Source organism: Ilyomonas limi (genome assembly GCF_005233845.1).
GTDB lineage: Bacteria > Bacteroidota > Bacteroidia > Chitinophagales > Chitinophagaceae > Ilyomonas > Ilyomonas limi.
Map to the genome: position 1 here is coordinate 174,270 of NZ_SZQL01000008.1, position 14,367 is coordinate 188,636.

Consider the following 14,367-nt stretch of genomic DNA (forward strand, 5'->3'; position numbering starts at 1 on the left):
TGAAAGTTATACTTAACCTTAGAATATCTGTATGCTTTTTTGTGTCTCTGCGCATTTGTGGCAAACACAAACAACTCAATTCGTAGCGGCATCTGCATTTAATTTCCCCCAACCGAAATTCTTGTTTTTATTAGGGTACAGGCTGGCAGTCGTTTGCAATTTATTCACCACATCTTCTCTTGTATAGCCTGGAAATTTGCTCCACACCAATGCTGCTATACCAGCAGCCGTAGCGGTAGAAACAGATGAACCGCCAACCGTAGTAGGAACACTGCCACTAAGTGCAGTAGATAATTGGTGAATGCCGGTAGCATTTTGCTCCATTACAACCACAAAGTCTATGGCTTTGCCTTTGTGGCAATCACTACAAGCCTTCAAAGTATTGGTATTTTTCACACCTGTAATGGCTTGTACGGTACTTAAGCTTGCAGGAAAAATCACCCCTACGAAACCTGCTGTCCAGTTAAAAGAAGTGCCGCCTGCACAAAACATCAGCTTGCCTTTGTTGTACGCGTACTGTATGGCATCTTTTATTTGTCCGTTGCCGGTTATGCGTCCCAGGCTAAGGCTGATAATTTTCACATCAGCATCATCGGCAGCCGAGGTATAAGCATCACTTACCCCCTTTATTTCAGCACTTTCATCCAAATAAACATCGTGTGCGGCGCGGCAGATTACAAAGTTGCAATTGTAAGCCACGCCCACACTATTGCTGTCGGTACCTCTGGGGGCAGCTACCGCACCGCTCATGGTGGTGCCGTGTCCGCACAAGTCATCCGGTGAAGTTTCGCCGGGCAGCGTAACCATTTTTTCTATTGTTCTGCCAGTAGATCTGCCTTGGTTAAAGTGACTACCCAAGTCGTCCTGGTCGGGACTCACGCCGGTATCAATCACCATTACTTTTACGCCAGCACCGGTACTTTTTGTCCATGCCTTATTGATATTGTGGTATTTAAAATTCCACGACATTTTGGTGCCCGGTGCAATGCCGGTGTAATCTCTTTTGGCAACCAAATCAGCATCGCCGGCATAATCGCCGCAGCCGCTGCCATCCGAGCCAATCAAACTGTATTCTTTTTGTATTGCGGCTGCTTCTTCTTCGGCAAGCGGGTCGTAAGCCATAGGTTCGGCATAGCGCACCAGCGGGCACTGGCGCAACAGTTCTATAGTTCGCTGGCTTTCAATTTTTACATCTATCACCGGCAGTTTGTTTTCTTTCCATACCTCAAGGTCTTCCCGCCTGAGCGATGGATTGTACTTTACTTCTTCTTTATAAATGATATCCAGCACAGCTTCCTTAGCAGCTTTCCACTGCAAATCATTCAGGTGAATAGAAGTTATCTTGTTTTCAATATCGGTGAAGTTGGCAGGTTTATACCCAACGCACATTATTTTATCCTTTAGTTGCAATGCACTCCATACCATTTGCGGCGAGGCATCTTTCCAATCAAAGGAGCCCTTTTGTTGCATTTCACTTTCTATAAAGCTGTTGATGTCTTTGGCAGAAAGTAATGGATGTTGTTGATTAGTATTGTTGATAATGGTATTGTCTTGTATGCTTTTATTACAGGCGCTAAACAATAACAGTAGCAAAAGAGAAGCAGCAACTTTTTTCATAACAGATAAGTGTTTGGCGTATCAAATATACTTGATTGGATAATGTTTGCGCCAACGAATTTCGGATGATAACGTTTCCTGATGATTGTCTTCCGCATGACCGGAGCCATGCAGGCGGAGATTAAACTGATCATAGCAATTTCCGCGTTCCTCTCCGGCAAAAAAACGTACCGCTTAAATGCTCATTTATGTGCAGGTGTTGAAGTGAGTGACACACCAAAAGCTTCATAGCAGCACCAAAGCTTGTCCCATACATATCAAAAAAACACCAAAGGTGTTTTCTCCGATTATTAAATGCAATTCTTGTCTGGCAGTTTATTCAAATTAAAAATAAATACAACAGAATCTTATATTAGCATGATATACAGCGGGTGATTGAAATCATTTGCTACTTTTGCTGCCCTAAAATTGATTTTTAATTGCATGATTAATATTACGCTACCGGATGGCGCCGTGAGGCAATACGAAGCCGGTGTAACTGCTTTGGATATTGCAAAGTCCATCAGCGATGGGCTGGCACGTAAAGTGCTGGCTGCCAATGTAAACGGGCAAGTGTGGGATGCTACTCGCCCCATCAATGAAGATGCAAAACTTACCTTGCTCACGTGGCAGGATAAAGACGGCCAAAGCACCTTCTGGCATTCATCTGCCCACCTCATGGCAGAGGCGATAGAAAGCCTTTTTCCAGGTGCGAAGTTTTGGGTAGGGCCTGCTATTGATAGAGGATTTTATTACGATATGGATCTGGGTGGCAGGCAAATAACTGAGGAAGATTTGCGTGCACTTGAAAAAAAGATGAATGAGCTGGCAAAGCAAAACAATGCTTACATCCGTAAGCCTATTGCAAAAAGGGATGCTGTAGCTTATTTTGAAGAAAAGGGTGATGAATATAAACTGGATTTACTACAGGGCTTGAACGATGGTGAAATTACCTTTTATACCCAGGGCAGTTTTACCGACTTGTGCCGTGGGCCACATATCCCCAACACTGGTTTTATTAAAGCTATTAAGCTTACTAATATAGCCGGTGCGTATTGGAAAGGCGATGAAAAGAACAAGCAATTGACCCGCATTTACGGTGTTACTTTTCCAAGCCAGAAAGAACTGGATGAATACCTGCACATGCTGGAAGAAGCCAAGAAGAGAGACCACCGCAAGCTGGGTAAAGAACTGGGTATTTATACGATGGATGATGATGTTGGTCCGGGCTTGATTATGTGGATGCCCAACGGAACCATCATCATTGAGGAATTGGAAAAACTGGCAAAAGAAACGGAATCGGCAGCTGGTTATAAGCGCGTAGTAACCCCGCATATTGCCAAGGAAAGCATGTACCTGACCAGCGGGCATTTGCCTTATTATGCCGATAGTATGTATCCGCCAATGGAGTTGGAAGGGGAAAAATATTATCTTAAAAGCATGAACTGCCCGCATCATCATAAAATATTTGCAGCAGAACCTAAGAGCTACCGGGATCTTCCATATCGCATTGCAGAATATGGAACAGTATATCGCTATGAGCAAAGCGGCGAGCTATTTGGCTTAATGCGCGTACGCTGCCTGCACATGAATGATGCGCATATTTATTGCTCCAAAGAGCAGTTTGCCGATGAGTTTAGGGCAGTAAATGAAATGTACCTGAAGTATTTTAAGATTTTTGGTATAGATAAATACGTCATGCGCCTGTCGCTGCACTCACCTGAAAAGCTGGGGATAAAATACGTAAACGAGCCGGAACTTTGGAAAGAAACCGAAGAAATGGTGCGGCAGGTTTTAATTGAATCTAACATTCCTTACATTGAAGTGCAGGATGAAGCGGCTTTTTATGGTCCAAAAATAGATGTGCAGATATTTAGTGTAATTGGCCGCGAGTTTACACTGGCTACTAACCAGGTTGACTTTTCGCAGGGCAGAAGTTTTAAATTGCAATACACCAATGCCGATAACCAACCGGAAACACCGTTGATTATTCACCGCGCACCGCTGGGCACACACGAGCGTTTTATAGGATTTTTACTGGAGCATTATGCCGGTAAGCTGCCAGTTTGGCTGTCGCCATTGCAGGTAAAAATTCTACCGATTAGTGATAAGTTTTTACCGTATGCGAATGAATTGAGAGACCAATTGCGCAAAAAAGGCATAAGAGTTGAAACAGATGAGCGCAGCGAAAAAATAGGTAAAAAGATTCGTGAGGCAGAGCTAAGCCGTGTGCCGTATATGCTGGTGATCGGCGAGAAAGAAGCGCTGGAGCATAAATTGTCTGTACGCCGGCAGGGCAAAGGCGATGTGGGCACGCAAACGGTTGAAGAATTTACAGCACATATTCTGGAAGAAATAGCCGATCGTAAATCTGGAGAATAGTTTCTATTTTTATGAAAGTATGATGGCAAGTCAATACATAAGATTATATGACTTTTTAAACAAAACTTCAATGTTGATGAAGTAAAAGCGCGTATTTTTCCAGAGGCAATAGAACAAATAGCAGAAAATAAATTTAAAGAAGAAAAACAGCCTTGCAGGCAAATCGGAATTAGTTTATTTGCGTAATAAAGTTTCAATTATTAAAAAGAAATATGCAAATAGACTTTTCTTACTTAAAGAGCGAAATGCGTGCAGAATTTAATAAAATTGTGACCTGTTTGTAAGTACGATGTTCGTTATGATAGCGCTTTTATATACAATGATAGAATTAGTTGGATAACTTTTATTTTAATCACACAAAAAACAATTATTCACCAAACGTCAATTAATGGCATTACCACCCAGAGGAAGATTTAACCCAAGGTTTAACAGGCAGCCGGAGCCTGAACATCGTATCAACGATAGAATCCGCGTACCACAGGTTCGCCTCGTAGGCGACAATGTAACAGTCGGCGTTTACCCCACCGACGAAGCCCGCCGCATTGCGCAGCAGCAGGAACTGGATTTGGTAGAAATATCGCCAAACGCCGATCCGCCCGTCTGCAAAATCATTGACTACAAAAAGTTTTTGTACGAAAAGAAGCGCAAGGAAAAAGAAATGAAAGCCAATGCCAAGCAAAGCGAGGTAAAAGAAATTCGTTTTACGCCAGGCACCGACGATCATGATTTTGACTTTAAAGCCAAACATGCAGAAACCTTCCTGAAAGAAGGCAACAAAGTAAAGGCGTACGTGCAGTTTAAAGGACGTGCCATCATGTTTCAGGACCGTGGGCAATTGCTGCTATTGAAATTTGCAGAGCGGCTGGCAGATGTAGGTATGCTGGAAAGCATGCCAAAAATGGAAGGCAAGCGTATGCTGGCAATGTTTGCGCCTAAGAGCCAGAAAAAAAAGGCTTAGTAATTAATTTTATAATAAAAAGCGAAGCATGTTTAATTAGTTTAAAAACATGCTCCGCTTTCGTATTTTCATAAGTGAAGAATTCAGTTTTATACGAATACGCATTTAAACCGCGGCGTTTAGCAAGGTTTTACTTATCAATTTCATCAGGCAACATCATTATCTAAAAACTTAGCATTCCTTCATCCCCAACGGTATATTTATGGCCAACCCGCCTTCTGCTGTTTCTTTGTATTTGAAGTTCATGTCTTTGGCGGTATCCCACATTGTTTTTACTACGGCATCCAGCGATACTTTAGCATAATCCGGCATACTCTGCAATGCCAGTTGCGATGCGGTGATGGCTTTAATAGCGCCCATTGTATTGCGCTCTATACAAGGCACCTGCACCAATCCGCCAATCGGGTCGCAGGTCATGCCAAGGTGGTGCTCCATGGCTATTTCGGCAGCCATCAACGCCTGCCGTTGTGTGCCACCCAAACTTTCTGTAAGCGCCGCCGCTGCCATAGCAGACGAAACACCAATTTCTGCCTGGCACCCGCCCATTGCTGCAGAAATGGTTGCTCCTTTTTTAAAAATGCTGCCTACCTCCGAGGCAGTTAATAAAAAGCGGATAATCTGCTCGTCCGAATCGCCGTTGCAAAACAAAATATAATACAGCAATACGGCAGGAATAGTACCTGAAGCACCGTTGGTAGGCGCTGTTACTACCCGCCCGAAGGAAGCATTTTCTTCGTTTACCGCAAGGGCAAAACAACTAATCCAGTCCAGTACATGCTGAAAGTTATGGATGCTGCTTTTAATTACCTGCATCCAACCTTCATAATTTGTATAAATGCTGCTGCCTACGAGTTTTTTATTCAAGGCATACGCGCGGCGGCGTACATGCAAGCCTCCGGGCAGTTCGCCATTGGTATGGCTGCCTCGATAAATACAATCGCGCATGGTATGCCAGATGTGCAAAACACCGGCTTTGGTTTCAGCCTCAGGTCGCCAGGCACTTTCGTTTTCGAGCACAATACCATAAATGGGCAAGCCGGTTTTCATGCACCAATAGAGCAGATCGTTGGAGTTGTTTATAGGAAAAGGCAGGTCTATATTTTCGCCCGCAGTACTGCCTTGTTCGCCTTCTTTTATCACAAAGCCACCACCTACCGAATAGAAACTCTGGCAAATATTAGTACCATCAGAAAAATCGGCTAAAAAAGAAAGCGCATTAGGATGATAAGGCAACGATTCACCCATCAGGAAAACAATGTCTTCTTCGGGATTAAAATAGAGCCACTTTTTTCCACCAACCAGCAATCTTTTACCCTCCAATATCTGCTGAATAGAAAACTGAATACTATTTACATCTATGGTTACCGGGTCTTCGTTCATCAAGCCCATTTGAACGGCTAAATCAGTTCCATGCCCTTTGCCCGTTTTAGCTAAAGAGCCATATAGCAACACTTTAACGGCAGTAAGCTTTTCCAGTAAAGAAGTTTCATTCAACATTTGCACAAACTGCATAGCTGCCCGCCAGGGGCCCAGCGTATGAGAGGAGGAAGGTCCCACGCCTATCTTAAACATGTCAAAAACCGAAATCGCTTCGTGCGGCATAGAATAATTTTTTTATTGAGGCAACGTTTTAAGTTGGTAATTGCATCTATTCAAAAAAGTAAAATTAATTTAATCTGTTTAGTATGAAGAAAAGGACATTAGCCGTTGCCGCAGTAGCCATTGTAGCGTTTGCAGGTTGTTTTAAGAATGATGGCAGCGTCAGTACTCCGCGTGCAGGCGTTTTAGTTGACCTGGTATCGCCCAATGCTGTTAATACCTCTATTGTTTTAAATGGCAATATTATAGGCTCCAATGTATCATATGGCAGCGTACCCAATTATTATAACCAGGTCATTCCCGGGCCCGGCAATTTAACGGTTGCCAATAATTCGAACACAACACTGTTAAACAGCAACTTCACAACCGAATCCGGAAAATTTTACAGCATTTTTATAGTTGATTCTGCCAGCAGGATGAAATCAATTTTGGTGGAAGACAGTGTGAGCTATCCTAATGCGACCGATTCGGTAAAAGTGCGTTTCTACAACTTTGCACCTAACTCAGTGCCATTGAGCGTTCGCATAAAAGACTCTGCAAGTCCCGTTTGGCCCTATCACGGTTTTGAAACCCAGCAAAGTGCCGGAGAAAAGAACTCGTTTTTACCTATGAAAGCCGGTACTTATAATTTTCAGATTATAACCCTCAATAATAATGAATCTTTAAAAGATACCAGCATTACTTTTGATGGCAAGCATATTTATACTTTGTTTATTAAAGGATTTTACCCGGATACTACCGGCACAACAGCTATAGGTCTGGGTGTGGTAAAACATGGATAAAAGCATAAGATTTTTGTGTAAAAGCAATGTGGAGTGCAGCTATCAGGCTGCACTTTTTTATGGCTGATATTGTATCACCACCTTTGCATTCTTTTGTAATGATGAAGAAATAGACAACTCATAGCGCTGCCCGCCGGTAGTAATAACCATTAAGGCCGTATTAGGTGGTATTTTGCCTAAATTATCGGCGTACATTATAAACTCGTGCAGACTGTTTTTTGCAGTGGCTTTAACATGGATGGTAACCGGCTCGGTGCCAAGTAATTTTTTATATGCCACTACCTCATTGTTGTGATATACGGTGATGGTATCGCCATCTATTTCACCGTTATCGTACAAGTCTATTTTGATGTCAGGCGAATCGGTGGTAATTTTTCTTACAAGGCTATTTTCCCGTTTTGTTAATGCAGGTGGCACAGGCACCCGCCTGGGTACAGTATCTTCTGTTACCGGCGGTTTGGTTATTGGCTGCTGAATGCTCAATTGGCTCGTATCTTTTTTGAGTAAGGGCGGTTTGCGGGTAATAACCGGAGGCTTTGCTTTTTGCACAAGCGATCTTGTTGGTGGCGCAGCAGGCCTTGTTGCAGGTTGTTTTTTAGTCAAAAAATCTTCTTTATGAAAGTCTGACTCCTGCACCCGTTCCAGATAAACGGTGCCGCCACCACAATCGCCACCATCACTTACTCTTACGCTGGTAAAAGTACCCTCCAGCGATTCGGTAGTGCCTATTTTATGGTAATCTAAATAGCAGGTAAACAGGCAGGGCGAAGTGCCAAAGCCAGCCCGCATTTCTACCAGTGTATCTTCTTTAAAAATGATATTTTTCGTGCTCCCATTATAAACGCCTTTTAGCAAAGCTTTGCCATAAAAAGTGGTAGTATGATACGAGTAAGTAACACCACGTAATGCTTTGCTGGGCAATTGGTTTATCTGCACTTCGTAATTGTATTTCTCTCTGAACATGCCCAATCCCGTCAGGAAATAACCTTTCCATATTCCTGTTATGTTTTGTGCATGCACAAAAGAGGTAAATAACAGGCAGGCAGCAAACAATAGCTTATACTTCATACTTCAACAAATATAATTTTTGCTGCACAGCAAAGGCGTAACAAAGCGTTAAGGTTTTTTGAACCGTAAAGGAGTAAAGACACTAAGTTTTACAATGAATAATTTTCATTTCATCAAAATTTAAAATTCCATATGCAGCTTCGAGCCTTTGCGTCTTTGCGGTGTACAACTATCGCAACACAATGCCGGCTAATGCAGGTAAATGCACACGCAGTTTATAATGCTTTGTTTCTTCATCCACCAGTGTTGCTTCGATGGCAGGATTAAACACATCGCCGGTACCCCAAAATTCTTTGCTGTCGCTGTTAAATATTTCTTCCCATACCTGCTTGCCCCAGGCATCTATCTGCCAATCGTGGCGCACCACAGGCGTCATGTTAAGTATAATAATCAAATCATCATTGGGACGCAATCCTTTACGTTTATATACAATTACCGCTTCGTTGCGCTTCTCTAAATCTACCCATTCAAAGCCTTCCTGTTTAAATTGCAATTCATATAGCGCCGGCTGACTGCGGTACAGTTCATTTAGTTTTTGCACACAGTGTTTCATACCGCCATGACTTGCATGCTGCAATAAACTCCAGTTGAGTTCACTTTTATAGTTCCATTCGCTCGTTTGGGCAAATTCATCGCCCATAAACAACAACTTGGCACCGGGGTGTGTAAACATATAAGTGTAAAGCAGCCGCAGATTGGCAAATTTTTGCCAGTCATCGCCGGGCATTTTATAAATCATCGGGCTTTTACCATGCACTACCTCGTCGTGGCTGAGCGGCAGCATAAAATTTTCATCGTAGAAATACATCATGCTGAAGGTGAATTTATTTTGCATGAACGGACGGAATAAAGGATCCATTTTAAAATAATCCAGCGTATCGTGCATCCAGCCCATCATCCATTTCATACCGAAGCCCAACCCTTCAGCAAACGTAGGGCGGCTGATGCCCGGCCAGTCGGTAGCTTCTTCTGCAATGGTTTGTATATCGGGAAAATCGCGGTACAAGGTTTCATTAAGGTCTTTAATAAATGCAATTGCTTCGAGGTTGCCATTGCCGCCATACTCGTTAGGTTCCCATTGCCCTTCGCTGCGGCTATAATCCAGGCGCAACATAGACGAAACAGCATCTACGCGCAAGCCATCGGCATGAAACACATCGCACCAAAAACGGCCACTGCTGATAAGGAAACTTTTTACTTCGCCGCGCGCATAGTTAAAAATATAAGAATTCCAATCGGGGTGATAGCCTTTGCGCATATCGGCATATTCGTAGGTATGGGTGCCATCAAACATAAACAAGCCGTGCGCATCATATGGAAAATGCGAAGGCACCCAATCGAGCAGCACACCAATGCCGGCTCGGTGCAGACAATCCACCAGCCACATAAAATCCTGCGGATTGCCAAAACGACTGGTGGGTGCAAAAAAGCCGGTGCCCTGGTAGCCCCAGCTACCATCAAAAGGATGCTCCATTACCGGCATAAACTCTACATGCGTAAAGCCCATTTCTTTTACATACGGCACAAGCCTTTCGGCTATTTGTCCGTATGTATTGTAGGTTTCTTCGTCATATTTGCTCGGACGCATCCAGCTTGCCAGGTGCACTTCATATACGCTGTATGGCGATGTAAGTGCATTGTGCTTTCCACGGTTTTCCATCCATTCAAAGTCCAGCCAGTTATAATCTAATCCCCAGGTAATAGAAGCGGTGAGCGGTCGTTGCTCCCAAAAATGGGCAAACGGGTCACCTTTATCCAGCAGTAAGCCCTGGTAGCCATGAATGTGGTATTTATAAATTTCGCCTTTGCCAACATCAGGAATAAAACCTTCCCAAATACCTGATTTATCGAGCCGCACAAAGAGTTGGTGCGTATGATTTTGCCAGTTGTTGAAGTTGCCCTTTACAAACACTTTGGTAGCATTAGGGGCCCATACGGCAAAGTAAGTACCCTTTCTTCCCAGCACTTCCATTTGTTTGTTACCAAACAGTTTATACAGGCTGTAATGCGTGCCGTTTTGAAAATTACTTATATCATCTTCGGTAAATAAAGAATAGTTCCAAACCGGTTTGGTGCTGTCAACAAAGTGAATCTCTTCGTATTTTTTCATGAGGAAGTGTGTTTTCAAAGATTAATTATTCAGCAATAAAAGCACCATTATTATTGTAAGCCTCGTACCGCATTTTATCCCTTTGCAATTTGCGCCTTCGCCTTTTTCTTTTATGCCATTAGCATAGATAACGCTTTGTTCTTAATAAATAAAAACAATTACTGCAATAGCGAACCACCTTTTCCACCGTTCCCCTTTTATTGTTACCACTCATCAACTTAACGTAAAATTAGTAATTCGAACCGCATACTTTGTAAAGTATTTCAACAACTTGCATGAATAAAGCCATCACCAATATTTACCTGCCCATGAGAAAACTAACCCAGATTTTACTGATTGTGCTTGCAAGTACAACTGTTCATGCACAACAAGCTACCGTAAAAGGTAATATTTACGACACCATCAATAAAGAACATCTCAGCAACACGGTCATTGCTTTACTCCGCTCGCACGATTCGGTACTATATAAATTTACGCGCAGCGATAAAGATGGTAATTTTAGCCTACAGCATATTATTCCCGGTAAATACATTGTATTGATTACCGAAAATACCTATGCCGATTATTTAGACAGTATAACTATCAACAGCGATACCACGATTGCTTTAGGCAGAGTGCCTATGACCTTAAAAGCCAACCTGCTGAAGGAAGTGATTGTGCAGCAGCAAATAGCGGCCATGCGCATGAGGGGCGATACGCTGGAATATGCTGCCGACAGCTTTAAAGTACGGCAAGGTGCATCGGTAGAAGAAATGCTGAAACGGCTGCCCGGCGTACAGGTGGATAAAGATGGAAAAATAACCGCGCAGGGTGAAACAGTAGAAAAAGTGCTGGTGGATGGCGAGGAATTTTTTGGCGATGACCCCACTATTGCAACCAAAAACCTGCAAGCCGATGCGATAGATAAAGTGCAGGTGTTTGATAAAAAAAGCGACCAGGCGGAATTTACCGGCATAGACGACGGGCAAAAAACAAAAACCATCAACCTGAAGCTGAAAGCCGATAAAAAGAAAGGCAGCTTTGGTAAAGTGGATCTTGCTTCGGACTTTCAAAACCGCTGGAATAACAGTGCCATGATTAACAACTTTAAAGGCAGTGTAAAACTATCGGGGTATGGAATTATGAGCAGTACGGGTAAAACGGGATTGGACTGGGGCGAAAGCGAAAAATATGGCGGTGGTAATGGGATGCAGTACGATGAAGAAAGCGGCGGCTTTTATATCAATTTTGATAACAATGACGATCTAAATAACGCCTCTTATTACGGCGAAGGCTTGCCCAAAAGCTGGAGTGCCGGGCTTAACCTGTCTGATAAATTTGATGATGATAACCAAAGCCTCAACGGCAGCTATCGCTACAATAAATTAAATACATTAGGGTCGGGCAAAACAATTTCAGAATCCCGTTTACCAGGCAATACTTTCATCAGCCGCGATAGTGGCACCAACTTTAGCAGCCGCCAGCGACACTCAGCAAACGCTATTTATGAGTGGAAAATAGATAGCAGCACCTCTGTCAAACTTACCGGCAGTGGCTATACCGGCACTACATTGGGCAGCAGTATCTCCAATAGTTTTACCACCAATAAAGCAGGTATTAAAATTAATGACAGCTATACAAAAACAGCTTCATCAGGCGAGAACCAAAACCTGAATGTAAATTTTCTGTTACGTAAAAAATTTAAGAAGGCAGGACGTTCGCTATCATTAAATATTAATGAACAGTACAACAGCAACAATAGTACTGGTACGTTGTATGGCAATATACATTATTACGACGATACCACTGGCGTTATGTACGTTGATAGCCTCACAGACCAGCTAAAGAAGAACAGCACCTCAATAAACACCATTGCATCGAAAATAACGTACACAGAACCGATTATAAAAAAGCTGTTTGTAGAAGTAAATTATGCATTGCGCAGCTATACTGCCAATTCTAAAAAGCTGTCTTACGACCGCGATGATGATGGTAAGTTCAGCCAGTTGAATGATATATACAGCAATGATTATCGCTTTGATGTATTGACGAATACCGGTGGTGCTGCTTTCCGGTATAATGGTAAAAAAGTTACCGCTTCTGCCGGTACCGATGTGGGCTTTACCAACTTTACCCAAAAAGATCTGATGAACGATACGACTTATAAAAGAGATTATACCAACTTTTTTCCAAAAGCCAATTTTACCTATAAAATAAACAGTACATCACGCTTCCAGATTAATTATAACGGCTCTACCAGCCAGCCAACGATCAATCAGATTCAGCCGGTAAAAGACAATTCCAACCTCCTGGTTGAAACCATTGGTAATCCAGATTTAAAGCAGGCATTTAACCATCGTATTTTCTTCAACTTTAATTCTTATAAAGTATTAAGCCAGCGTGGTTTTTATGTGTATGGATCTTTCAATACTACCAGCCATGCGATTGTTACAGACCAGTCAACAGATCTTGCAACCGGCAAAACAACACTGAAATATTTCAACCGTAATGGAAATTACAACTTCTACTCGGGTGGTGGTTATAATATGAAGCTGAAGAAGCTGGATATGTTTGTTAATGCAGGCTTCGACTATACCGGCTCGCGCTATAGCAACCGCGTAAATAATAAAGACAATACTACTAACAACCAGGCACCGGGTGTACGCATAGGCCTGCAGAAGTATAAAGAAAAAAAATACAATTTTTACTACAACAGCAGTTTCTTTTACAATTTTTCCAAATCTTCTATACAAGAAAGCAATACCACTAATTACTGGACGCAGGAACATAATTTCAATGCTAATATTACCCTGCCCTGGAAGTTGGAAATCAATACAGACTTACAGGTAAACCTGCGGCAAAAAACGCCTTCGTTTACTGAAAATAACAATGTGTTTTTGTGGAATGCCTACATCGGCAGGCGTTTATTGAAGAACGACAAAGCCATTATTAAGATTCAAGGTTATGACATACTGAATCAAAATAAAGGGTATAGCCGTTCTATTAATACCAACATAACAACCGAAAGAAACTATGAAACCATCCGCCGGTATTTTGTACTGGCATTTACCTGGAATTTTTCTAAATCGGCTATGGATGCACAGCCTGCAGCACAATAATTTTTTAACTATGAAAAGAATACTAATCTTTCTTTTATTTATACCTTTTACTACGCACTTGCTGGCGCAGCCGGCTTTTGTAACCAAGGGCAAAATAGAATTTGAAAAAAGGGAAAACCTGTATAAAAATATGGCTCCGCTGGACGATGATAATGACCAGGGTGAAGATGCTTTTACGGCGGCCATTAAAAAAACATTGCCCCAATTCAGCAGTACGTATTTCGATTTGTACTTTGATGACAGTCACACTTTATACAAGCCCGGACGGGAAGCCGGCGATGTAAAAATACCGGAGTGGATACAAAGTCCGGCTAATGGTAATATTGTGTACAACGATATGGCAAAGCAGCAGTTGACGCTGCAAAAAACATTTTACGGCACTACCATGCTGTTGCAGGATACGGCGCGGCACATAGAATGGCGCATTACCAACGACCTGCGCACCATTGCCGGCTTTGAGTGCCGTAAGGCAGTTGGCCGCATTATGGACTCGGTGTATGTGATTGCTTTTTACACCGACCAGATTGTTACCCCCGGCGGTCCTGAATCTTTTACCGGCTTGCCAGGTATGATATTGGGCGTAGCCATACCACGCATTAATACTACCTGGTTTGCTACCAAACTGGAGGTAACACCTATCACTACAGCTGACCTTACACCTCCTGCGAAAGGCAAAAAACTTACCGCGGAAGAGTTTAAGAAAAAGCTGAAAGATGCCATGAAAGACTGGGGAAAATATGGTAAACGAAAGCTGTTGCAGGTATTGATTTAAAT

The 14,367-nt window shown here is 42.6% G+C and carries 9 protein-coding genes; 5 read left to right on the top strand and 4 right to left on the bottom strand.

Translation table 11 applies throughout. The features are described 5' to 3' along the window. Positions 1-75: 75 nt before the first annotated feature. Positions 76-1,617 carry a S8 family peptidase gene (locus FC093_RS11760; RefSeq protein ID WP_137261980.1) on the bottom strand — a complete coding sequence of 514 codons (1,542 nt, stop codon included), beginning with the start codon at positions 1,615-1,617 and terminating at the stop codon, positions 76-78. Positions 1,618-2,040: 423 nt separating this feature from the next. On the opposite strand from FC093_RS11760, the gene thrS reads away from it, so the two are divergent. Together thrS and infC are read left to right on the top strand one after the other, a co-directional pair. After that, positions 2,041-3,978: a threonine--tRNA ligase gene (gene thrS / locus FC093_RS11765; protein WP_137261981.1), complete on the top strand. Its 1,938-nt coding sequence runs from the start codon at positions 2,041-2,043 to the stop codon at positions 3,976-3,978. Positions 3,979-4,366: 388 nt separating this feature from the next. Next, complete coding sequence (infC, locus tag FC093_RS11770; RefSeq protein WP_137261982.1) at positions 4,367-4,936, top strand: translation initiation factor IF-3; 570 nt, start codon at positions 4,367-4,369, stop codon at positions 4,934-4,936. A 171-nt stretch (positions 4,937-5,107) separates the two neighbouring features. Here the strand turns inward: infC and FC093_RS11775 are convergent, their stop codons facing one another. Next, positions 5,108-6,538 (bottom strand): L-serine ammonia-lyase, encoded by a 1,431-nt coding sequence (locus FC093_RS11775; protein WP_137261983.1) that lies wholly within the window; start codon positions 6,536-6,538, stop codon positions 5,108-5,110. Between the two features lie 83 nt (positions 6,539-6,621). Here FC093_RS11775 and FC093_RS11780 point away from each other — a divergent pair, with 83 nt between their 5' ends. After that, a complete protein-coding gene (locus FC093_RS11780; protein ID WP_137261984.1) occupies positions 6,622-7,317 on the top strand; it encodes a DUF4397 domain-containing protein in 696 nt (231 codons plus the stop codon). A gap of 57 nt (positions 7,318-7,374) precedes the next feature. On the opposite strand, the gene FC093_RS11785 is transcribed toward FC093_RS11780, so the two are convergent. Beyond that, positions 7,375-8,385 carry a hypothetical protein gene (locus FC093_RS11785; RefSeq protein ID WP_137261985.1) on the bottom strand — a complete coding sequence of 337 codons (1,011 nt, stop codon included), beginning with the start codon at positions 8,383-8,385 and terminating at the stop codon, positions 7,375-7,377. Positions 8,386-8,554: 169 nt separating this feature from the next. Beyond that, on the bottom strand, positions 8,555-10,495 hold the full coding sequence (gene glgB / locus FC093_RS11790; RefSeq protein ID WP_137261986.1) for a 1,4-alpha-glucan branching protein GlgB: 1,941 nt from the start codon (positions 10,493-10,495) through the stop codon (positions 8,555-8,557). Positions 10,496-10,770: 275 nt separating this feature from the next. Between glgB and FC093_RS11795 the strand changes: the two genes are divergently transcribed. Together FC093_RS11795 and FC093_RS11800 are read left to right on the top strand one after the other, a co-directional pair. After that, the gene (locus FC093_RS11795; RefSeq protein WP_240743272.1) at positions 10,771-13,593 is read left to right on the top strand and encodes an outer membrane beta-barrel protein; all 2,823 of its coding nucleotides are present in this window, start codon (positions 10,771-10,773) and stop codon (positions 13,591-13,593) included. Between the two features lie 10 nt (positions 13,594-13,603). Continuing rightward, positions 13,604-14,365, top strand: a complete 762-nt coding sequence (locus FC093_RS11800) for a GLPGLI family protein (protein ID WP_137261987.1) — start codon at positions 13,604-13,606, stop codon at positions 14,363-14,365. The last annotated feature ends 2 nt before the right edge of the window (positions 14,366-14,367 follow it).